Annotated in this window: 16 protein-coding genes; 7 read left to right on the top strand and 9 right to left on the bottom strand. The window is 70.1% G+C overall.

The window, feature by feature from the left end; all coding sequences use genetic code 11:
- Nucleotides 1-45: 45 nt before the first annotated feature.
- Nucleotides 46-999, bottom strand: a complete 954-nt coding sequence (locus JJJ14_RS12285; protein WP_101559227.1) for a hypothetical protein — start codon at nucleotides 997-999, stop codon at nucleotides 46-48.
- 324 nt (nucleotides 1,000-1,323) lie between these two features.
- Complete coding sequence (locus JJJ14_RS12280; RefSeq protein WP_201444294.1) at nucleotides 1,324-1,947, bottom strand: TetR/AcrR family transcriptional regulator; 624 nt, start codon at nucleotides 1,945-1,947, stop codon at nucleotides 1,324-1,326.
- Between the two features lie 129 nt (nucleotides 1,948-2,076).
- Here JJJ14_RS12280 and JJJ14_RS12275 point away from each other — a divergent pair, with 129 nt between their 5' ends.
- On the top strand, nucleotides 2,077-4,425 hold the full coding sequence (locus JJJ14_RS12275; RefSeq protein WP_201444293.1) for an MMPL family transporter: 2,349 nt from the start codon (nucleotides 2,077-2,079) through the stop codon (nucleotides 4,423-4,425).
- A gap of 130 nt (nucleotides 4,426-4,555) precedes the next feature.
- Here the strand turns inward: JJJ14_RS12275 and JJJ14_RS12270 are convergent, their stop codons facing one another.
- Nucleotides 4,556-5,524, bottom strand: coding sequence for an AlbA family DNA-binding domain-containing protein (locus tag JJJ14_RS12270; RefSeq protein ID WP_201444292.1), 969 nt, complete (start codon nucleotides 5,522-5,524; stop codon nucleotides 4,556-4,558).
- A gap of 458 nt (nucleotides 5,525-5,982) precedes the next feature.
- On the bottom strand, nucleotides 5,983-6,465 hold the full coding sequence (locus JJJ14_RS12265; RefSeq protein WP_201444291.1) for an S-ribosylhomocysteine lyase: 483 nt from the start codon (nucleotides 6,463-6,465) through the stop codon (nucleotides 5,983-5,985).
- Between the two features lie 40 nt (nucleotides 6,466-6,505).
- Between JJJ14_RS12265 and JJJ14_RS12260 the strand changes: the two genes are divergently transcribed.
- Entirely contained in the window at nucleotides 6,506-7,330 is an 825-nt protein-coding gene (locus JJJ14_RS12260; protein WP_201444290.1) for an alpha/beta fold hydrolase, read from the top strand.
- Nucleotides 7,331-7,524: 194 nt separating this feature from the next.
- Nucleotides 7,525-8,835, top strand: coding sequence for an AI-2E family transporter (locus JJJ14_RS12255; RefSeq protein WP_201444289.1), 1,311 nt, complete (start codon nucleotides 7,525-7,527; stop codon nucleotides 8,833-8,835).
- 278 nt (nucleotides 8,836-9,113) lie between these two features.
- Here JJJ14_RS12255 and JJJ14_RS12250 read toward each other — a convergent pair whose 3' ends face one another.
- The 5 genes from JJJ14_RS12250 to JJJ14_RS12230 form a co-directional block, all read right to left on the bottom strand.
- Nucleotides 9,114-10,061 carry an ROK family glucokinase gene (locus JJJ14_RS12250; RefSeq protein WP_075378051.1) on the bottom strand — a complete coding sequence of 316 codons (948 nt, stop codon included), beginning with the start codon at nucleotides 10,059-10,061 and terminating at the stop codon, nucleotides 9,114-9,116.
- A 191-nt stretch (nucleotides 10,062-10,252) separates the two neighbouring features.
- A complete protein-coding gene (locus JJJ14_RS12245) occupies nucleotides 10,253-11,200 on the bottom strand; it encodes a DsbA family protein (RefSeq protein WP_201444288.1) in 948 nt (315 codons plus the stop codon).
- A 219-nt stretch (nucleotides 11,201-11,419) separates the two neighbouring features.
- Entirely contained in the window at nucleotides 11,420-11,917 is a 498-nt protein-coding gene (locus JJJ14_RS12240) for a fluoride efflux transporter FluC (RefSeq protein ID WP_201444287.1), read from the bottom strand.
- Complete coding sequence (locus JJJ14_RS12665) at nucleotides 11,914-12,711, bottom strand: fluoride efflux transporter FluC (protein WP_236592845.1); 798 nt, start codon at nucleotides 12,709-12,711, stop codon at nucleotides 11,914-11,916. Before JJJ14_RS12665 ends, JJJ14_RS12240 begins: the two co-directional genes overlap by 4 nt.
- Nucleotides 12,704-14,425: a DUF2079 domain-containing protein gene (locus JJJ14_RS12230; protein ID WP_101559217.1), complete on the bottom strand. Its 1,722-nt coding sequence runs from the start codon at nucleotides 14,423-14,425 to the stop codon at nucleotides 12,704-12,706. The genes JJJ14_RS12665 and JJJ14_RS12230 overlap by 8 nt, the downstream gene beginning before the upstream one ends.
- Before the next feature lie 80 nt (nucleotides 14,426-14,505).
- Here JJJ14_RS12230 and JJJ14_RS12225 point away from each other — a divergent pair, with 80 nt between their 5' ends.
- The 4 genes from JJJ14_RS12225 (at nucleotide 14,506) to JJJ14_RS12210 (ending at nucleotide 21,286) form a co-directional block, all read left to right on the top strand.
- A complete protein-coding gene (locus JJJ14_RS12225; protein ID WP_201444286.1) occupies nucleotides 14,506-15,972 on the top strand; it encodes an amino acid permease in 1,467 nt (488 codons plus the stop codon).
- Complete coding sequence (locus tag JJJ14_RS12220) at nucleotides 15,969-16,835, top strand: inositol monophosphatase family protein (RefSeq protein WP_201444285.1); 867 nt, start codon at nucleotides 15,969-15,971, stop codon at nucleotides 16,833-16,835. The genes JJJ14_RS12225 and JJJ14_RS12220 overlap by 4 nt, the downstream gene beginning before the upstream one ends.
- 224 nt (nucleotides 16,836-17,059) lie before the next feature.
- Nucleotides 17,060-18,622 carry an MFS transporter gene (locus JJJ14_RS12215; RefSeq protein WP_201444284.1) on the top strand — a complete coding sequence of 521 codons (1,563 nt, stop codon included), beginning with the start codon at nucleotides 17,060-17,062 and terminating at the stop codon, nucleotides 18,620-18,622.
- A gap of 795 nt (nucleotides 18,623-19,417) precedes the next feature.
- On the top strand, nucleotides 19,418-21,286 hold the full coding sequence (locus JJJ14_RS12210; RefSeq protein WP_201444283.1) for an alpha/beta hydrolase: 1,869 nt from the start codon (nucleotides 19,418-19,420) through the stop codon (nucleotides 21,284-21,286).
- Nucleotides 21,287-21,302: the final 16 nt, after the last annotated feature.

Raw genomic sequence — 21,302 nt, 5'->3', positions numbered from 1 at the left:
TCTGCCGTGCCCGTCGCACTCGGAACCTATGAGGTAAGAGTGCCATCACCCTGCCTGGAGCGGGATGATCGGGGTGATCCCCATGCGCATGGCGATGGGGGCGACAATTTCGACCGTGCTGTGCTGGAGGACCTGTCGGCTAGTCAGACGCACTGGAACGTGACTCGCGGTGAGTGCGGCCTGGTCGCGCAGGTGGTCGTGCTCCCAGTCGAGATGGGAGGAGTGAAAGGCGTAGCCGTCCGTCTCGATGAGAAGTGCTGGGTGACTGTCTGCTCGAAGCGCCTTGGTGTCGGGCGTGAGACCGGGGATGAGGTCGTGTGGATGAGCTGTCAGCACCAGATCCACCTCTCCAACGCCCGGGACGAACACTGCCGTCGCCGGCCGGTATCCCGCCTCTTCCAGCTCGTAACGAGCGATCGTCTCCAGAAGAGAGCGGGCATCGGGGAGCGACCGCGACACAAGCGTGCGGGAGCGGTGGTTTCGCGGACCCCGTAGGAGGCTCTCAAGCTGAGAACGGGTCGTCAGACCAAGTCGAAGGGCCGCATCGAGCGCGATGAGTGCATCAAGCTCATCCGCACAACGCAGGTAACAGATGAGTGCCGGCTCCACGGGTGCCACCGGTGCCGCATCTGCGGCGGGCAGAATGAGTCCACTCAACCGATGGGTGACGACGCGTCCGATTGCGTCCGGTATGTGACCCTGGTTGCAGGGGATGGCGATATGCAACGTTGTGGGCGCTGATTGCAGCGGTAGGCCGTAGTGCCGCATCGCGTGGGCACAGGTGATGACACCCCTGATGCGTCGGCAGAGGATGAAACGAGGGTCGGCGCCCTTCAGCGCGGCCACGTGGTTCGGGTGAAGAGTGACGAGCCCGTCGGCGGCGGCTTGGGCAACCAGACGACGCTCGGTCCGCGTGCTGCACAGCGTGCTCAGGCGCGCTGCTCCCTGGTAAGCGGCGAGACGCGCTAGCAGTCCCTCGACCCTGGATGACTTATCCATACGTAAATGATGTCAAACATCATCAAAACGCGCCTTGCTGGAGTGGGGGGGTTGTGGACTGAGGTGTGTCCGTTTTGTCCAGAGGGGACGGCTTTGACGGCCGATCGCAGCCACTATCAGGAAGTAACAGGGCGATGACCTGGGCTTTTGTAGACCGCGGTGCGGGTGCCGTGATTCAAAGTCGTCCCATCTGGACAGATTCGCCGCACGGCAACTCTGTCGAGGCGCTGTAGAGAGCGTGCAGTGGGGGTCGGTGGGGCGGTGGCCTTCTGTCGGGGTGGAATCCTCGCTTCGCCAGGAGGCAAGCTCTGGTGTGGAGCGACGTCAGGCGTCGCCGACCTGCGTCGGCGTGCTCAGCCCGATAATGATCGCCTCGATGAGGTCTCGCAGCCTGTCGCAGTCCGTGTTCTCAGTGATCGAGTCCATGAAGAGCAGGCTGACGAGGTCGGCCAGGCTCGCTGTGGGGACGGTGGGGCGGCGCCCCATGCGGGCGAGAACCTTCTCGACCGTTCCGGACAGTCTGGCGGTGAAGTCGGCGCGCGCCGTTCCGGGGATCGTCGGGCTGTCGGGGTTGCGCAGCTGGAAGAGGGAGTACTCGGTGGTCAGCAGGTAGATGGTGCGGGCCTCGGGGCGGATGGCCTCGAGCAGCTCCACGAGCGAGTCCATCGTGGGGGTGCCCTCGAAGGAGTCGATGGCCTGCGTGACCCGTGACAGCAAGGTGTTGGAGCGCGTGACGATGGCCTCGGTCAGGATGTCCTGGAGCGAGGAGTAGTTGGAGTAGAAGGCGCCCCGGGTGAAGCCGGCTTTCTTGACGACGTCGTCAATGCGAGTGCTGGCGATGCCCTTGGAGGCGACGATGTCCGCAGCCGCCTCGATGAGGCGGGCGCGGGTGTTCTCCCGCTTGCGCAGCGTGCGCTCGGCGGCGGGCGGGTCGGTGCTCGGTGTCATGAGACCGCCCACCTTACCGGCGCCATAGGGGTGCGAGGAGTCACAACGTCCTGGGTTTCAATACATGAATGTATCCAGTACGTTTGCGTATCGAATTCGATCACCTCCGTACCTTCTGAAAGGTCCGTCATGTCCACCTTCCTCTTATCCCTGGGGCGATGGTGCGCTCGTCACGCCACCCGGGTCCTCGCGGCCTGGGCGCTGCTCATCGCTGCCCTCGGCGGCGTCGTCGCCACCACCGGCATCCAGCTCGACGACACCTTCACCATTTCCGGCACTGAGTCGATGCGCGGCCTGGAGGTCCTCACCGATCGGCTTCCCCAGGCGGCGGGCACCAGCGAGCAGGTCCTCATCACCAGCTCCAACGGCCGCATCGAGAACCACGCCCCGGCGGTCAACGCCTTTGCTCTTCGGGCATCGCAGATCGACGGCGTTGCCACGGTTTCCCCGCCCTTCGGTGACAAGACCACCGGCGTTGCGTCATCCGTCTCCGCGGACGGCACCCACGTACTCGTCCAGGTGCAGACGGACGCCTCGGTCGGCTCCATCACCACCGGAACCACACCGAAGGCCAAGACCGTCGCCCAGGACCTCGACACCCTCGCCGAGCGCGCCGAGGCCATGGACCCGTCCCTGACAGTCCAGCGCAGCGGCAACATCGACCAGGAGGTGGGGATCGGCATCTCTGCCGTTGAGCTTGTCGGCGTCGCCATCGCCGCGATCGTCCTGCTCATCACCTTCGGCTCCCTCGTGGCCGCGGGTACCCCGCTCATCGCCGCCGCCGTCGGCGTGGGCGTCGGCATGCTCGGCATCCTCGCGACAGCAAGCTTCACCGACATCAACTCCACCACCCCGGTCCTGGCCGTCATGATCGGACTGGCGGTCGGCATCGACTACGCCCTATTCATCGTCTCGCGGGCGCGCGAGTACCTCGCCGACGGCGTCGATCCGGCCGAGGCCGCTGGGCGGGCCACCGCCACCTCCGGAGGGGCCGTCGTCTTCGCCGGCACCACGGTCATCGTGGCCCTGTGCGGTTTGAGCGTGGCCGGCATCAGGTTCCTGACCACGATGGGACTGGCCTCGGCGGCTGTCGTGGCGGTGGCCGTGCTCGTGGCCCTGACGGTCGTTCCCGCTCTCATCGGCCTCCTCGGTCAGCGCCTGCTCCCGCGGCGTCGTAGGGCCGCCGACGCCGGTGCGGACGCGGACCGGAGGCCGGCCTCCCGCTGGGTGCGCACGGTGACCCGCCGCCCGTGGGTGACCATCGGCGCCGTCGTCGTCCTTCTGGGACTGTGCGCCGTCCCCGTCAGCGGCCTGCGCCTCGCCCTGACCGACAACGGCTTCGCCGAGAAGGGATCGCAGCAGCGCGAGACCTACGACGCCGTTGCCGCGGCCTACGGAGAGGGCTACAACTCCCCGATCGTCGTGATCGCTGACATCTCTCAGCCCTCCGGTTCGGTCGCCGCGGTCCAGGGTCTGGCCCGTGACCTCTCCCAGCTCGACGGCGTCGAGGGAGTCTCCCTGGCCACTCCCAACGAGGACGGGACCCTCGCCTTCGTCCAGCTCCGCCCCGAGAAGTCGCAGGCCGACCCCTCCACGATGGAGCTCGTGCGCAACATCCGCTCCCACGCCGGCGACTATGAGAGCCGCTACGGGCTTACTAACGTCATGGTCACCGGTCAGACCGCCGTTGCGATCGATGTCGCCGAGGAGCTCAACGCCGCCCTCATCCCCTTCGGCATCGTGGTGGTGGGCCTCTCGCTCATCCTCCTCATGGTGGTCTTCCGCTCCATCGCCGTTCCCGTGACCGCGACCCTCGGGTACCTGCTGTCTCTGGGCGCGGGCATGGGCGCCGTGGGAGCCGTCTTCGGCTGGGGCTGGGCTGCCGACCTCCTGGCCGTCTCCAAGGTCGGCGCCGTCATCTCCTTCCTGCCGGTCATCGTCATGGGAGTCCTGTTCGGGCTGGCCATGGACTACCAGGTCTTCCTCGTCTCACGCATGCGCGAGGAGTGGAGCCGACGGCGCGGCGACGCGACTGATGTGACGCTTGAGGCTCGCCGTGAGGTGGCCGTGGCGGCGGTCGAGACCGGATTCCTGGGCAGCGCGAAGGTCGTGGTCGCGGCGGCCGTCATCATGATCGGCGTCTTCATGGCCTTCGTCCACACCGACAACGTGTACGTCAAGCCCATCGCCCTTGGCCTGACCGTCGGGATCGCCGCCGACGCCTTCCTCGTGCGCATGACCCTCATCCCTGCGCTCATGGCGGCGCTGGGAGAGAAGGCCTGGTGGCTGCCGGCATGGCTGGACCGGCTGCTCCCCGTCGTCGACGTCGAGGGGGAGGGCTTGGAGCAGGCACTGGAGCAGGAGGAGGCTGCCGCAGGCGAGTCCGCCCGACCGGTGACGGACAGCTCGGGCGATGAGGCCGAGGATGCTGAGGGCGCCGCGGACGCCGAGGACAGGCAGGCCGCTGTCGTGTCCTGAGCCCGCGCTCGCGGGGTCTGGCGAGGGCGGGGCAGGTGGATCGCTGCCGGGCCTTGCCTTGCCGCGCCCCTTCGCTGGTCCTCAGGCCCCGGGCCCCGCTGTGTTCCGGCGCCCCATGGTCTGTGACGCCCTACTGACCCGCGCCCTCGTCGTCTCGGGAGCCCGTGGCGGCGGTGACGGCCGCTGCCGGGTTGATGGGCAGTGCCCGGCGCGACTGGTCGCGGCGCAGCAGGAAGTTCGCCAGCCGGATCGGCCAGGCCACGTGGTTGATCCGCGGCCAGCGCAGCATGACGTAGTCGACCGCGTCGTCCACCTCCAGGCGCCGCGTCGAGTTGCCGACCCGCACCCACAGCGCCGCTCCGTCGTGCCCTTTGGCCGGCTTGAGGTAGACCGGCAGCGGGGATGGGGGTGCCGTCACCCGGCACACCTCCGCGGTCCCGTCCGGGGTGGGCGCGAAGTCCACCTGCGGCAGCGCCGCCGCGTTCGTGCCCATGCGTGTGCGCCACATGCCGCGCAGCCACAGCTCGAAACGGTCGGCGTCGGGCTGCTTGAGGGTCGTGTAGTCGGGGCCGAGCCCGATGAGGTTGCCGCCGTCATCGACGCCGAGCAGGAGCGTGCCGCCCGCGGAGTTCATGAAGGCCGCCACCGTCTTGGCCACGATCTCCTCCATGGCCTCATCGCGCTTGTCCGTGCGCAGGTTCCAGCGCGCCGAGGACTTGAACTCCAGGCGGTCGGACTCGCCCATCTGGGCGACCTCCGCGATCGGCAGCAGCGTGGGATGGTGCTGGACGCGCGCCAGCACCGCGGAGGTTGCCACCAGCACCACGACCGCCACGCCGCAGGAGGTCGCCAGCATCTTGAACGAGAACAGGTCGCCCTCGTCGAAGATCCACCCCGCCAGCAGCAGCCCCAGCCACAGGCCGACAAGCGCGATGAGCGTGGCCGCCGCACCCGACACGGAGACTCGCCCGCGCAGCAGGAACCGCGTCAGCCGCCCCACAAGGAAGGACAGCAGGAGCAGCAGCGGCTGAGCGATGACCCACCAGATGAGGATGGGGTTGGCGGGGTTGGTGATGGTGACGGTCTCGATGCTCTCCACGTGCGTTAGGTTCTCTTCGTCTCGGTGCCTCGCAGCGCGGGCACAGGGTGGGCGGGGGCGGGCTGAGTGCGATTCAGGATGCGGTTGGTGCCGGTGCTGGACCGGGCCCGACGTCGGAGCCCGGCGACGGCGCGCTGTCTCGCCCCATGACTGTGCCAGGCCCGGTGTTGCCAGACTGTGAGGACTGTCCTCTCCTCAAAGCCGGGTTTCCTCGGCTCCGCGTCTCGCCGGCGGGGACATTCCGCGCGGCCGGGTGCGTCTCGTTCCAGCCGGGGGCGTTCGACGCCGTCGGGGACCGGAATCCTGTCCCCGCACGCGCAGGTTGTCCCCGGCTGGGAGGGAGTGTCCCCGCACGCGCAGGTTGTCCCCGGCTGGGAGGGAGTGTCCCCGGGCGCGCAGGTTGTCCCCGGCTGGGAGGGAGTGTCCCCGGCCGGGCGGGACAGGGTCGCGCGGCTGCGTCAGGCCATGACCTGCGTCCACTCCTCGCGGGCGGCGAGGAAGTCGCGCACCGCCTCCTGGGCGGCGGCCAGCGAGTGGTTCGCCCCCCAGCCGCACTGGACCTCGTTGGCCGCCGGCACCGCCTGAGCAGTGAGGATGTCGCGGAAGGTCGCCTCCAGCAGTGGCAGGAACTCCTCGGTCTCCACCCCCAGCATGAGGGCGTAGAAGCCGGTCTGGCAGCCCATGGGGGAGAAGTCGATGAGCCGGTCGGTGTGGTTGCGCATGAGCTCGGCGCTCAGGTGCTCGATGGAGTGCACGGCCTCCATCTCCAGGTGCGCGCGGTTGGGCTGGCAGAAGCGCACGTCGTACTTGACGAGCACGTCCCCGCCGGGCAGCTCCTTGCGGTCGGCCACGCGCACGTAGGGCGCGGCCACCTTGGTGTGGTCCAGGTTGAAGGACTCGACGTTCATCCTCGGCGTGCTCTGCTGGCTCGTCTCGCTCATGGGCTCAGCCTACGGGGCGGTCACGAGGCAGGATGGGGCCATGACTTCACTGGCGCGCATCGTCACGGGGCCCGACGACGCCCCCACCCTGGTCCTACTCCACGGCATCACCGGCTCCGCGGTCTCCCTGGCCGAGGCCATCGACCACTGGGTGGGCCGCGGCTACCGGGTCGTAGCGGCCGACGCCCGCGGGCACGGCCTGTCCCCGCGGTGGGAGTCGGCCGAGCTCGAGCGGGCCGGGGAGGTCCTTGTGGAGGACCTCATCGCCGTCCTGGAGGAGTTGGAGGCCGCCTCGCGAGGCCGGGCCGCCCTGGGCCTGCCGACGCCGCCCGCCCCGGTCGTCATCGGTCACTCGATGGGTGCGGCCACCGCCATGGTGGCCGCCGTCCGCCGCCCCGACCTGCTCTGCGGCGTCGTCCTGGAGGACCCGGCCCGCTTCGGCACCCGCAGCCCGCGCGAGCTCCTGGCCCGCGGCGCCGCCCGGGAGCGGGCCCGCGCCACCGAGGTCGCCGACCTGCCGGCCGCCGTCGGCCGCGCCCTGGAGACCATGCCCGACGCCGAGGCCCTCCCGGGTGTATGGGCCTCCCAGCGCACCGACCCGGGCCTGCTGTTGTCCGGCGTCGTCGCCCCCGAGGTCCCCTGGGACGAGGCCATGGCCGCCCTCGAGGTCCCCGCCCTGCTGCTCACCGGCGACCGGCCCGGCAGCGCCCGCGTGGGCAGTGAGGGCCTGGCCGCCGCCGCCCGCAACCCCCGCATCACCCCGGTCCTCGTGCCCGGGGCCGACCACCAGGTGCGTCGCAGCGACCCGCAGGCCTTCTACCGCGCCGTCGACACCTGGCTGGCCGAGGTCCTGCCGGTGGACTGAGACGGGGGAGCAGGCGGCTGAAGTGCCACCCGGCCGCCGGACTGCAACCGGACTGCAACCGGACTGCAACCGGACTGCCGCCGGAGCACCGTCGCCGCGCCACCACCGAGACCGCGGAAAAAGGGGAGAGCTCCCACGGCGCGCACAGGCCCGTCGGGGCGCAGTGCGCCGCCCGTCCGTGGGAGGATGCGCCCATGGCAGCTGTGTCGGAAAAAGCTCGGAAGGCCGCCGTTCCCCTCCCCGGGGAACGCACGCAGGGGGAGACCATCGCCTATCTCCTGGCGGCACTGACCATTGGCGCGGTGGGGCTCTACCTCATCCAGGACCTCTTCGCCCCGGCCTTCTTCGCCCTCACCCTCGTGGTGACGGTCCGGCCGCTGGTGTCCTGGATGACGCGCCACCGGGTGCCGCGCGTGGTCGCGGCGACGGCGGCGATCGCGCTCATCTTCACCTTCGTCATCCTGCTGTTCGCGGCCCTGGCCGTCGCCGTCGCCCAGCTCGTCGACACCCTGCCGCAGTACGCCCCCAAGTTCCAGGCGATCTGGAAGCAGGTCGAGACCCAGCTCAACGGCATGGGGGTCGACCAGTCCGCGGTGCTCAAGCAGGTCACCAACGTCCTGGACACCTCCCAGCTCGTCATGGTGGCTCAGTCGGTCCTGGGGCAGCTGACCTCGGCCAGCGCGATGATGGGCGTCATGTCGATGGTGGTCGTCTTCCTCATGTTCGACACCGCCAAGATCGAGATCCGCACTGCGGCCCTGGGCGTCCTCAAGCCGGGCATGGCCTCCGCCCTGGTGTCCTTCTGTGAGGCGGTGCGCTCCTACTGGATGGTCTCGACGGTCTTCGGTCTCATCGTGGCCGTCATCAACGCGGTCACCCTGTGGTACCTGAACGTGCCGATGGCCATCACCTGGGGCGTGGTCTCCTTCATCACCAACTACATCCCGAATATCGGCTTCGTCCTGGGCGTGGTGCCGCCGGCGATCCTGGGGCTGGTGGACTCCGGCCCCTGGACGGCGCTGTGGGTGGTGCTGTCCTACACGGCGGCCAACTTCGTCATCCAGTCCCTCATCCAGCCCAAGTTCACTGGGGACGCGGTGGGGCTCAACACGACGACGACCTTCCTGTGCCTGCTGTTCTGGTCTACCGTCACCGGTGCGTTGGGGACGATCCTGGCGGTGCCGCTGACCCTGTTCGTCAAGGCCCTCCTCATCGACTCCGACCCGCGCTCGCGCTGGGTGGGGATCTTCCTGTCCGCCGGCGACTCGCCCGTGCGCGACCCCGATGAGCTCGACCAGGGCGTACTCGACCAGCTCGACCTCGACGGCGACGGCGTCGGCGAGGCCGATCCCGACTACGGCCGGGCCGTCGTCGAGAAGCGTGCTGAGGTCATCAAGGAGCGTGAGAAGGCCGGTAGGTCGGCCACGCGTGCCAGCGGCGGTGGGGACGGCGACGACGTCGAGGTCTCCGCGCCCGCGGACTCGAGCCGGGCCACCAAGGACTGAGCTCAGGCCCCCGCTTCGGCGCACTGCTGGCCGCAGGGCGAGCCTGGCGCATCCCCCAGGGAATCGGCGACTGCGTTTCGCCCCGAGAACGTACTTCTCCTCCAGATCACTGAGGTCCGCTCCCAGTCATCTGGAGGAGAACGCAGTCCTCGTGCAGAAAGTACGTTCTCGACGACGTGGCCTCCGGCCCGGCCGGTGTGTGCCGGAGCCCTCGGGCTCAGGCCTCGGCGCGGTCGGCCGGCTTCCCGGACGGCTCCGCGACCTGCTCCCCGCGGCCCTCAGGGCTGGCGGGCCAGGTCCGCGGCGCCGACGAGCCCGGCCTCCTGGCCGCCCTCGGCCAGGACCACCGGGATGGCGGGGCGGTGGGTGCCGGCCGTGAGGTTCTCGGCGAAGGCCTTGCGTGTGGGGGCGAGCAGGATGTCGCCGGCCTCGGCCAGGCCGCCGGCGATGACGATGACCTCGGGGTCCAGCAGCGCGCACATATCGGCCAGCCCCACCCCCAGCCAGTGGGTGAGCTGCTCGTAGCACTCCAGGGCGGCGGGGTCCCCCTCGCGGGCGGCGGCGGTGACGGCCTTGCCGGAGATGTGCTCCGGGTCGCCGCCGGAGAGCTCGATGATGCGGGCCGCATAGCCGGGGCGGAACTGCGCCAGCTCCCAGGCGTTGACGCCCAGGGCCGTGCCGGCGCTGTAGCGCTCCAGGCACCCGCGCAGGCCGCACCCGCAGGGGCGTCCGCCGGGAACGACGTTGAGGTGCCCGATCTCCCCACCGAATCCGGCCGCCCCGCGCAGGAGGTGCCCGTCGACGATGATGGCCCCGCCCACGCCGGTGCCGATGGCCACGATGAGGGCGTTGCGCTTGCCGCGGGCCGCCCCGAAGCGGGCCTCGGCCCACCCGAAGGCATTGGCGTCGTTCTCGACGACGACGGGCAGGCCCACGCCCTCGGAGACGACGTCGCCGATCCGCATCCCGGTCCAGTCCAGGTTGGTGCCGTGCGCCATCGTGTTGCGGTCGGAGGACACGAAGCCCGCCGCCCCGATGCCCACGGTGGCTACGTCGGGGAAGTCCTCCCGCAGCCGGCGCACTACCGTCGTGATCGTGTCAATGATCGCCTGGCGGTCGGCGGCGGGGGAGTCGCGCCGAATCGTCTGAAGAACCTTCCCCTCGTCGTCGACGACGCCGGCCGCGATCTTCGTTCCGCCGACATCCACTCCGATGCTCAGTGCCATGCTCGCGCTCCTTGGTGAAACGACCGTTGCTGACGTCGCTGGTTGCGTCGTTGCTCGTCAGACGATCAATGGGATAAGTGATGGAAGAATAGCGTCCCCCGGCCCGCCCAGGGGGCGAGTCGGGGGAGAGGCTCCGGGGTGGGTGGGCGGCGGGCGCCGAGGGGCGCCGTCGGCGTTCCGCTGCGCGGCGGTCAGTGCGCCGACGCCGGTGCCGCAGGGCTCGTCGTGCTCGCGGACCCGGTAGCGCCCTGAGCCCCCTTGGCCTCCTTGGCCTTGGCGGCCTGGCTCTTGACGACGGCCGTCATGTAGTCGGCGTCCTTGTACCCGTTGATGTAGGTCTCGCCCACGATCATGAACGGGGTTCCCTGAATGCCGATGGAGTGGACGTGCTGGGTGGACTCGGAGACGGCCTTGACGGTCTCGGCGGCAGTCATGTCGGCGCGGAACTTCGACAGGTCCGCCACCCCGGCCTTCTTGGCGAAGTCGACCAGGGAGTCCTCGGTGTAGGCCGGGTGGCCCTTGGGGTCGGCGGCGGCGTAGACGGCGTCGTGGAACTCCCAGAACTTTCCCTGCTTGGCGGCGGCCCGCCCGGCCTGGGCGGCCAGGGGTGAGGTCTCGCTGATCTGGGCCAGGTCGCGCCACTCGATGCGCAGTGTGCCCTCCTCCACCAGCTTGTTCAGCTCGGGCTCGACATTTTGGGCGAACTGGGTGCAGAAGGGGCAGGCGAAGTCGGAGTAGATGACCATGACGACCGGCGCGTCGACCTTGCCCTTGGCCTGGCCGTCGGCCGGGTCCCGGTGGATCTCGGAGTGGATGAGCTCCAGGGTCTGCTGGTCGGCGACCGGCGGGGCCGGTACGGGCTCGGGGACCGCGGCGGCCGAATCGGAGGAGGAGGCGGGTGCCTGGCTGGCGGCGGCGGCTTGATGGCGGCGGGAGGCGACGTTCTGCAGCAGCACTGCGGCGAGGACGGCCAGGATGACGGCGATGACCACGAGGGTGATGACCGTGGCGCGGTTGGTCTTCGACTGCGTCCGCGTCGGCGTCGAAGAAGGCGGCTGAACACTCATGGCAGCGAGTCTGTCAGAGGAGACAGGCCCCGCAATACGCCTGATATGGCTGATGAGAGCACAGTTCGTCACAGCCGTCTCAGGCCGATCTCGGCAGACCCGCCAACCTCACGGGGCGCTCACGAGCCGCTTACGGCACGCTCACGAAGGTCACCGAAATTCATCGGCCCTGGAGGCGCCGTCGCCCATCCCCGACCCACACACTTCGACCGAATCTTCATATTCGACCCGGAGCCGCGTCGTTTGTGAAGTTTTTGTCGAAGTGAGGCGGGGTCCCGGCCGGGCGGCGCTCTAACGCAGGGCTGCGCCGGCAGCCAGCCCGAGTCCGACGGCGCCCAGCGTCGCCGCCGTCATGAGGGTCGCGTGCGCCAGGGCTGGCCCCCACCGCCCGGCCAGCAGCAGGCGCGCTCCCTCGACGCAGGCCGTGGAGAAGGTCGAGTACCCGCCCAGGAAGCCGGTCCCCACGACGGTCAGTGCGGTGGCGGCCCAGGTTCCGGAGTGCGGCGGGTCTGCCGCCCGGCCCACGAGCAGGCCCATGAGGAGGCAGGCGGTCACGTTGACGACGACCGTGCCCCACGGCATTCGCAGCATCCGCGACATCCAGGGCGCCCGCAGCCCGGAACGACGCCGCTGCCGGCCTCCCGCCGCGGCCTCCCGGGCGGCTCGGCTGCTGAGGCGGCTGACGGAGGTGTCCACGCCCCAGCGGCAGGCCGCCCCTACCCCGCCGGCCATCGCCAGGGGGAGCCAGTCGGTGAGCCAGGTTCCCAGCCCGGCGGCGGCCCCGCTCATGACGCCTCCGGGAGGCGGCCGCTGCCCGCTCGGTCCACTCGGCCTGCTCGGCCCACACTGCCCGTGCGACCCGTGCGACCCGTGCGACCCGTGCGACCCGGGCGGCGCAGACGGCCGGCCAGCCACAGCCCGAGCCCGGCCGCCACCAGCCCGGCCACCATCGACCCCACCAGGTAGGCGGCGCCGAGGACCGGGCGGCCGCCGTCCCCACCGGAGGTCAGGAGCTGGTGGCTCTCCAGGATGAAGGTCGAGTGCGTCGTCAGCCCGCCCAGCACCCCTGTGCCCAGGGCCAGTCGCAGGCGCGGGCGGCCTTCGCCGAGCGCCCCGAGCAGCAGCCCCAGGGCGAGGGCCCCGACGACGTTGAGGGCCAGGGTCGTGACCGGCAGGTGCCCGGGGGAGGCGGGCCAGGCCCGCTCCAGGGCCGCGCGCACCAGCGTACCCGCGCATCCGCCCGCGGCGACCAGGGCCAGGGAGGCGGCCACGGACGGGGTTCGCCCGGCTGCCGATGGGGAGCCGGCTGCTGAGGGGGAGGTGGCCTTGGACGGGGCGAGAGAGGTGGTCACGGACGGGGTTCGCCCGGCTGCCGATGGGGAGCCGGCTGCTGAGGGGGAGGTGGCCTTGGACGGGGCGAGGGACGCAGCCACGGATGAGGCCCGCCCGGCTGCCGGCGGGGAGCCTGCTGCCGAGGGGGACGCAGCCATGGTCGGGGCCGGCTCAGTCCCCGGCGCGGAATCGCCCCCGGTCTCGGAGGCGCCGCGGGTTCCGGCGCCGGCGCCGGGGTCGGCCTCAGCCATTGCGCTTGGCGATCTGGTAGTTGTCCTTGTTGTAGATGAGGGTGTAGGTGGCCCCCTGCTTGGAGTGCTTCTTGCCCCAGGCGGCGGCATCACTACTGCCCCACTGGTTGGCGCTGGTCGGGGTCATGACGATGTACTCCTTGTCGGGGCCGCTCGTGCCCGCCCAGGAGACCTCGGCCCGGGGCACCAGGTAGGCCAGCAGCGACAGGTCGGTGACCACCGTGGCCCCCTCGGGGATCGTGGCGATGACCTCGTGGGCGACGGCCACCCGATGCGTCTCGGTTCTCTTCGCCTCGTCGCTCTGCTTGGCCTCGGCGGCGAGCGGGTCGAAGTTCTTGTTGGTGGCCTGCCACAGTGGGAGGTAGGGGGCGGTCAGCACCCCGGTGGCCACCGCGGTGAGGATGCTCGTGGCCACCACGAAGCGGTGCCGCATCGGCACCGTGAGCCAGGTGGGGAAGGCGGTTGGGCGCCGGCGCGGGCCGTCGACGTCGGACTCGCCGGCGGTGCCTGCCTCCCCTGCCTCCCCGGCAGCCAGGGCGGCCTGGGCGGAGCGCCCCATGACCGCTCGGCCATCGACCCCCACCTGCCTGACGGGGTGGTCGGCCACGTAGGAGCCGTGCGCCCGGCGCCGGGCGACGACGTCGAGCAGCGCCCCCAGCGCGATGGGCATGAGGGTGGCGTTGTAGTGCCAGTTGTCCCACACCCAGTAGAACTCCACCGACCCCAGGAACCGCCACGCCAGCGTCGGCAGCACCACGAGCAGCCACGGCGAGGTGACCCCGACGATTCCGCTGGTGAGGATCAGCATGACGACCACCGTGGCCTTCTGGGTCAGGGCGTCGGGTGAGGTGGGCTGGTCCTGTGAGCTCAGGCCGTAGTCCCACACCCCGTTGATGTTGAAGGCCGGCAGGAACACCTGGATCGCGAAGAGGAAGGCCGCGATCCCGCCGACGATCATGCCCACGCCCAGGCGCAGCCCCCGACGCCGGTTGCGGGCGGCGTCGTCCTGGGGAGCGCTTCCAGCGGCGTTCCCAGCAGCATCCCCAGCGGCATCGAGGCCGTCGGCCCCGCGGCCACCGGGCCGGATGACCGTGCACGTGCGATACCAGGCTGGGACCGCTGAGGTGAGAATGACGGCCACTCCGATCATGAGCACCGTCAGCCCCATGTCCTCCTTGACCAGGACCAGGGGCACCGACCAGGCCGTCACCGCCCCCCAGCGCCGCTCCACGAAGGCCACCGAGGCGTAGGCCAGCAGCGGCATCGCGAAGGCGATCTCATGGAACTGTGCTGCCACGGCCCCCTGCATCCCCCACGACAGGACGTAGACGAGCCCCAGCCCACCGGCCACCCACTGATTCGTCAGGCGGCTGGCCAGGCGGGTCAGCGGCCAGGCCGAGAACGCCAGCAGCAGGTCCTGAGTGATGAGCAGGCTCAGGGGCGTGGGGAAGAGCCTCCAGATCGGCCCCAGCAGAATGAGGATCGGGTGGAAGTGGTCACCCAGGAGGTTGTATCCGTCACCCTTGACCGGCACGATCGGGGTCTGGAAGTGGGCGTAGGCCTTAGCCAGCTCGGAGAAGATCGCCAGGTCCCAGCTGGGCACCGGCTTCATCGTCTCCCACTGGACGATCGAGTAGTAGATCATCACCCAGGCGCCGATGACGACGACGATCGCAGCCGGAATCGAGTGGCGGATCTGCTCCTTGAGGTTCACGGCGCCGAGCCTACCCGTGTGAATCGGGGATGAACCTGGTAGCGCTAGGCTCGTGGTGTCACCCACGATCAGGAGACGAGATGCCCCTCACGCCGCCGCCCGCCGATTCCACCTCGGCGGCCGAGTCCTCGCCGCCTCAGCGGCCTGACCTCGACCAGATGGTGGACCACGACGCCGAGCCCCAGCTCCAGCGCCACCTCACCAACCGCCACGTCCAGCTCATCGCCATCGGCGGGGCCATCGGAACCGGGCTGTTCATGGGGTCGGGGAAGACGATCTCCCTGGCCGGCCCCGGTGTGTTCCTCGTCTACGCGATCATCGGCGCCATCCTCTTCCTGGTCATGCGGGCCCTGGGCGAGGTGCTGCTGTCCAACCTGTCCTACAAGTCCTTCGCCGACGTCGCCCACGACCTCATCGGCCCGTGGGCGGGCTTCTTCGTGGGCTGGACCTACTACGTGTGCTGGCTGGTGACGGCCGTGGCCGAGGTCATCGTCATTACCGGCTACGTGAGGTTCTGGTGGCCGCACCTGCCTCTGTGGATCACGCCAGTGGTGACCGTGATCCTGCTGTTCAGCCTCAACCTCGCCACCGTCAAGGCCTTCGGGGAGATCGAGTTCTGGTTCTCCATCATCAAGATCGTGGCCATCATGGCGCTCGTCGTCGTCGGTGTCCTCATGGTGCTGCGCGGGTTCACGGCGCCCAACGGCGCCCACGCCCAGTTCTCCAACATCTGGAGCGGCGGATTCTTCCCCAACGGTGCGAGCGGGTTCTTCGGGGCCTTCCAGATCGCCATCTTCGCCTTCGTGGGCACCGAGCTCGTGGGGACCGCGGCCGCCGAGGCCAAGGACCCGGAGGTCACCCTGCCCCGGGCCATCAACGCCATCCCGGTGCGCATCGTCCTGTTCTACCTGGGGGCGCTCGCGGCCATCATGGCCGTCACCCCGTGGCAGGAGATCAACCCCGAGGCAAGCCCCTTCGTGGCCATGTTCGCCCTGGCGGGGCTCGGCGTGGCCGCCAGCGTCGTCAACTTCGTGGTGCTCACGGCCGCGGCGTCGTCGGCCAACTCCGGGGTCTACTCCACCTCCCGGATGCTCTTCGGCCTGTCCTGGGCGGACAACGCCCCCCACGTCTTCCGCAAGCTGACGGCCCGTTCGGTGCCGGGAGTGTCCCTGGCCGTCACCTGCGCCAGCCTGCTCACCTCGATCCCGCTGCTCTACACCTCCAAGTCCATCATCGCGGCCTTCACAACAGTGACCACGGTGGCCAGCGTCCTGTTCATCCTCGTGTGGTGTGTCATTGTCGTGAGCTACCTGCGGTTCCTCACCCTGCGGCCCGAGCTTCACCGCGCCAGCACCTTCCGCCTGCCCGGTGAGCGTGGGGCGGCCTGGCTGTGCCTGGCCTTCTTCGCCTTCGTCATCTGGACCCTCACTCAGGCCCACGACACTCGCATCGCGGTCTTCGCCTCGCCCCTGTGGCTGGTGGTGCTGGGCGTGGCCTGGCTCGTCCACAGCAGCCGGCTCGCCAGGCAGCAGGAGCTCCAGTCGTGAGTGCCGGTGGTGGGTCAGTGACACCGGAGCCGTCGGACGGGCCGACGTCGTCGGCCTGCCTGGAGGAGCTGCTCGCCCGCGGGGTGGCCGCGGTCCGCCAGGCGGCCGCCTTCGCCCTGGACCCGGGTGAGGAGCTGCGCATCGAGGCCAAGGCCCACCGCAACGACCTGGTCACCCAGGTCGATCGCGGCGTCGAGGAGCGCATCGCCGGCCACCTGGAGGCCACGGGCGTCCCCATCCACGGTGAGGAGGCGCACCGTGTCGAGGACTTCGAGACCTACCGCGGGCGGGCCTGGGTGCTCGACCCCATCGACGGGACCCTCAACTACGTGGCCACCCACCGCGACTGGGCCATCTCCCTGGCCCTGGTCGACGACGGCGTGCCCACGCTCGCCGTCCTCGCCGACCCCGTGGCGGGCCGGCTCTACACGGCCATCCGCGGGCGGGGCGCATGGGTGCAGCCGCTTCTGGCGGGGTCGGCGGGCACCGACGACGCGGCGCCGCGGGCCCTGGAGCGGCTGGAGGACCTGCCCTTGAGTGAGGGCATGCTCATCGCCCACTACCAGCTCACGCAGGATGCGGGCATCGGCCAGGCCATCGAGGCCTCGCGCGGCATGCGCTGCTACGGGGCGGCTGCCCTGGAGATGGCGGAGGTGGCCGCGGGCGGCGCGGTTGTCTATGCCCAGCCGCGGCTCCAGCCCTGGGACGTCGCGGCCGGTGCGCTGCTGTGCACCGAGACCGGCGCGGTCCTGACCCGGATGGACGGGGCGCCCTTCGACGTGCGCCGCGCCGGCTCGCTCCTCGTGGGCACCCCGACCGCCCACGCCGAGGTGCTGGGGCACCTGCGCGCCGTCGGGGCCTGAGGCTCGCTGCGGCGGGCAGGGTGCCTGCCTTCGCGCGGTCGTGCCTTATGCCTCGGGATCGAGGGGTAAGGGGTGCGACCGCGCGACCTACCCTACGACCGCGCGGTCGTGCAGCCGGGTGAGCGCTGCGCACAGGTGGTCGCCCCGGTGTTAATCTGTGTGGCGGTCGTTTAGGTCTGGGGGCGCGTGCCGCCACCCGAGAACCCTCGCGAAAGGTGCGCCATGTGAGGCAGACACTCGTCTTGCTGCTGATCTGCACCGCCAGCTTCATGAACGTCCTGGACGTCACGGTCGTCTCCGTCGCGCTGCCTGACATGGGGGCCGCACTGGGGGCGTCGCTGAGCGAGCTCCAGTGGGTCGTCAACGCCTACACCCTGCCGCTGGGGACACTCCTCATGTCGGCGGCGACGCTGAGCGGGTCGGTGGGGCGGCTGCGCCTCTTCCGCTGGGGCGTTGTCCTGTTCACGGCCGGCTCCCTGGTCTGCGCGCTGGCGCCGTCGGTCGGTGTCCTGGACTGGAGCCGCTTCATTCAGGGGGTCGGTGGCGCGATCTTCCTGGGCGTCGGCGTCCCCATGATCTCGGACCGCTACCAGGCGGGCCCCGCCCGGGCGCGCGCGATCGGTGTCTACGGCGCGGTCTCCGGTGCGGCGATCGCCCTGGGACCGCTCCTTGGCGGAGGGCTCGTGCTGATGGCGGGCTGGCGCTCGATCTTCTGGGTCAACGTCCCGGTGGGCCTGGCGGTCTGGCTCGGATCGCGCTGGGTTCCCGAGGTCGGCGCGGACCGGGGCGGCGCTGCGGGCAAGGCGGCATCCAGGAAGGTCGACTGGCCGGGCACGGTGCTGTGCGTCGCCATGACGGGGGCGCTCACACTGGCGCTCCTCCAGGGCAACACGTGGGGATGGGCCTCGCCCGTGATCGTCTCCCTGCTGGCCGGCTCGGCGGTGCTGCTCGCCGCGTTCTGCCTCGTCGAGAGACGATCGGCCAGCCCCATGGTCGACGTCTCGATCCTCACCGAACCCACCTATGCCGGCAGCGTCCTGGTCGGCTTCATCATCCAGGCGGCCCTCATCGGGCCAATGGCCTTCCTGTCCCTGTACGCGCAGAACATCTACCGGCTCACTCCCGCCCAGACCGGACTGTGCTTCCTGCCCTTCAGCGCCTCCGCCCTCATCGTGGCCGCCACCTGCGGGGGAGCGGTCAGACGCCACGGAGCCAGGGCGAGCTTGCTGGGAATCGTGCTGGGCGGCGTCCTCGGCTCCTGCCTGCTCATGCTCCTGCGCGGATCGAGTACCTGGCTGGTCCTCATTCCCGGGCTCGTCCTGGCGGGGGCCGCCACCGGGGCCACCGGGACGATCGTCAACCAGCTGGCGATCTCCTCGGCCGATGAGGACACCGCCGGGATGACCTCAGGGTTCTCCGCCTCCGCTCGGCAGCTCGGCATCGTCATGGGGGTCGCGGTCATGGGTGTGAGCTATGAGCGCGTCATCCGGAGCGTGATGACGATGGCCCCGCAGATCGGTGTCCTGGGGCGGACTGCGGATCGGGAGCGTCTCATCTCCCTGGTGGCCTCCGGCAAGGGGCTGCGGGCCCTGGACGGATGGCCCACCGCCATGACGGCTGACATGCGCTCCCACCTGGAACCGCTGGTCCGCTCCGCCACGGATGCGGGGCTCGGCGTCAGCCTGGGGGTGGGGGCCGCGGTGATGCTCGCCGTCGCGATCCACCTGGCCCTGACCGTCCCCGGACGGCGCGCAAAGAGCGAGGTCTCACACCTGTTCGTCTCGTGATCGTGCTCCCGCGCGGCCGTGGGTCATGTCGCGAGATCGAGGGTTCAGGGTGCTGTGCTGTCTCCTCACTTCTGAGACATGTGAGTGTCATGACTTCTGAGACACTCGCTCGGGCAGGAACCCGGGGCGGGCCGGTGGTCCAGGAGGCGAGGGTGGCTGAGGGGCGAGGCATGATGGGGCGTGGGTGTCCATGGTGCTGACATCACAGGCGCACTGGCACCGCACACCGAAGAAGAACCGCAGGATTCCAACGATCCCCGCTGGGCGCTTCAACGCCAGGCTCGTCAATGTCAGCACTGTGGACACCGGGCCGCGCAGGAGCGAGAGCCCGTGGTTCGTACGGCACGGCCCGGCGCCTCCGTCACAGATCCGCCCCACCGTCCCCTGACCACCGCCTGCGCAGGGACCTGAAGGCTATGACTCGACGCCGGCGCCTCGTTGAGTAAGCCTGCTCCACGAGGGTCGGGATCTACTGGCCAAGGGTTGTGCATACTGCACGAAGGCCCCACCTACCCAAAGTGCCCCCCACCCTCCTCCAGTAGCACCCCACCCTCGTGCACTGCATCCAGACGACGGCAACCACCACAGAGACCGGGACAGCCCCTCCGACAGACCGAAACAGCAGCTCTCCCATCTCTCTCCCATCTGGCAGACGCACCCCACCGGTGTCTTGAGATGTCATGACATCCGAAACTCTCAGAAGTCATGAGACAACACAGAGGGTTCAGGGTACGGCCGCGTGACTTACCCTACGAACACGCCGGGCATATGGGGGACACAGGTGGCCTTCGTAAAATGCCGCGCATGACAAGAACACTAAGGCGGCGTCCGGTCGATTCAGGGCGCGCCAGCGCGGCGCAGACGTCCGCGCAGTCCTCGATGACAGGCGGCGCACCGCGCCGTCGTCGCACGGGCATCAGTGCCCTGGCGGTCCTCGTCGGCGGATGCCTGAGCGCCTGCGGGGCGGGACTGTCCGCCGCAGCGGGCGGCTCGGCCACCGTCCCGGGCCCGATTCCCTCCGGCCTGGAGTCCTTCTACCGCCAGGCCGTCAACTGGTACCCCTGCGCCGCCACCGACGGCGTGGAGAAGGCCTCCGAGAAGACCGCCCAGGCGAGTGCCTCCACGACGGCCGCCAAGGCCTCGGCGCAGGCCACCGCCACCCCGAGCGCCGACGGCGCGACCGGGACGGCCGGCTCCTCCGAGGAGGAGACCGACACGGCCACCTTCAGCTGCGCCGTCATCACCGTCCCCCTGGACTACGCCAACCCCAAGGGCGAGACCATCTCGATCGCCGTGAAGAAGCGCGCCGCCACCGGTGGCCACGCCCAGGGCGCCCTGTTCATCAACCCCGGTGGTCCCGGCGACTCCGGGGTCTCCTTCGCCGAGCGGGCGAGCAACGCCTTCAGTCCCGATCTGCTCGAGGCCTACGACATCATCGGCTTCGACCCGCGTGGGGTCGGCTCCTCCACGGCCATCACCTGCTCCAGCGACGACGACTCATCCTCCGGCACCGCTGAGCCCTCCGCCTCGGCTGGGGCCACGGCCTCGCCGTCGGCCTCGGGCACGCCGTCGGCAGGTACTGAGCCCTCCACTGGGGCCTCCGCCGGGACCGCCTCGGGCGGTGAGTCCTACGAGGAGTGGGCGGAGTCGACCCGGCAGTCCTTCCAGGAGCTGACCGAGCAGTGCGCCGCCAACACCGAGCCCGCCGCCCTGCTCGACCACGTCGACACCGTCTCCGCAGCCCGGGACCTCGACATCCTGCGGGCGCTGGCCGGCCAGGAGAAGCTGAACTACCTGGGCTTCTCCTACGGCACCTACCTCGCCTCCGTCTACGCCGAGACCTTCCCCGGCAACACGGGCCGCATGGTGCTCGACGGCGCCATCGACCCCTCCCTGTCCCTCGCCGAGCAGGGACTGGGGCAGGCCAAGGGCTTCGAGCAGGCGCTGCGCACCTACGTGGACTACTGCCAGAACTCCACCGGCTGCCCGCTGAGCGGGGGCACCGACGCCGGAGTCCAGCAGATCCGTGACCTCATCACCTCCGCCAACAGCACGCCCCTGGCGACCGGTGACCCGAACCGCACCGTGACCGGCGCGGACATCGTCACCGCCCTGAGCGAGTACCTCTACACCACCGAGCAGAACTGGGAGCCCTTGAACAAAGCCCTTGACCAGGCCATCAACCACCGCGACGGCTCGGCCTTCGTGGCCTCCGAGGAGCAGGACACCTCCTCGAAGGATGACGGCGGCGGAGCCTTCCAGGCCGTCACCTGCCTGGACTACCCGGTGGAGGGCGACAAGACGACCTGGGCCGCGCAGTACGAGCAGGCCCAGCGCGAGGCCCCGATCTTCGGGAACACCGCGGTCGGCATGGACCTGGTGTGCAGCGTGTGGGGGCACAACGGGACCCGCAAGCCCACGCAGATCCACGCCCGCGGGGCGGCGCCGATCCTCGTGGTGGGAACCACCGGGGACCCGGCCACCCCGTACGCCTGGTCGAAGTCCCTGGCCGAGCAGCTCGACTCCGGCCAGCTGCTGACCTGGGAGGGCAATGGGCACACCGCCTACGGCGGCGACGCCTCCTGCGTCAACGACGCCGTCGACGCCTACCTGATCTCCGGCACCATGCCCAAGAAGGGCCTGACCTGCCACGGCAACGAGTAGGCGCGTCGCCAACGAG

Source organism: Actinomyces sp. HMT 175, from assembly GCF_016694895.1.
Lineage (GTDB): Bacteria > Actinomycetota > Actinomycetes > Actinomycetales > Actinomycetaceae > Actinomyces > Actinomyces oris.
This window is presented reverse-complemented; position numbering and strand designations above follow the sequence as displayed.

Bases quoted from the DNA above. Each gene is read 5' to 3' on its own strand.
- JJJ14_RS12285 (WP_101559227.1), bottom strand. From the start codon at position 999: ATGGATAAGTCATCCAGGGTCGAGGGACTGCTAGCGCGTCTCGCCGCT.
- JJJ14_RS12280 (WP_201444294.1), bottom strand. From the start codon at position 1,947: ATGACACCGAGCACCGACCCGCCCGCCGCCGAGCGCACGCTGCGCAAG.
- JJJ14_RS12275 (WP_201444293.1), top strand. From the start codon at position 2,077: ATGTCCACCTTCCTCTTATCCCTGGGGCGATGGTGCGCTCGTCACGCC.
- JJJ14_RS12265 (WP_201444291.1), bottom strand. From the start codon at position 6,465: ATGAGCGAGACGAGCCAGCAGAGCACGCCGAGGATGAACGTCGAGTCC.
- JJJ14_RS12260 (WP_201444290.1), top strand. From the start codon at position 6,506: ATGACTTCACTGGCGCGCATCGTCACGGGGCCCGACGACGCCCCCACC.
- JJJ14_RS12255 (WP_201444289.1), top strand. From the start codon at position 7,525: ATGGCAGCTGTGTCGGAAAAAGCTCGGAAGGCCGCCGTTCCCCTCCCC.
- JJJ14_RS12250 (WP_075378051.1), bottom strand. From the start codon at position 10,061: ATGGCACTGAGCATCGGAGTGGATGTCGGCGGAACGAAGATCGCGGCC.
- JJJ14_RS12240 (WP_201444287.1), bottom strand. From the start codon at position 11,917: ATGAGCGGGGCCGCCGCCGGGCTGGGAACCTGGCTCACCGACTGGCTC.
- JJJ14_RS12665 (WP_236592845.1), bottom strand. From the start codon at position 12,711: ATGGCTGAGGCCGACCCCGGCGCCGGCGCCGGAACCCGCGGCGCCTCC.
- JJJ14_RS12225 (WP_201444286.1), top strand. From the start codon at position 14,506: ATGCCCCTCACGCCGCCGCCCGCCGATTCCACCTCGGCGGCCGAGTCC.
- JJJ14_RS12210 (WP_201444283.1), top strand. From the start codon at position 19,418: ATGCCGCGCATGACAAGAACACTAAGGCGGCGTCCGGTCGATTCAGGG.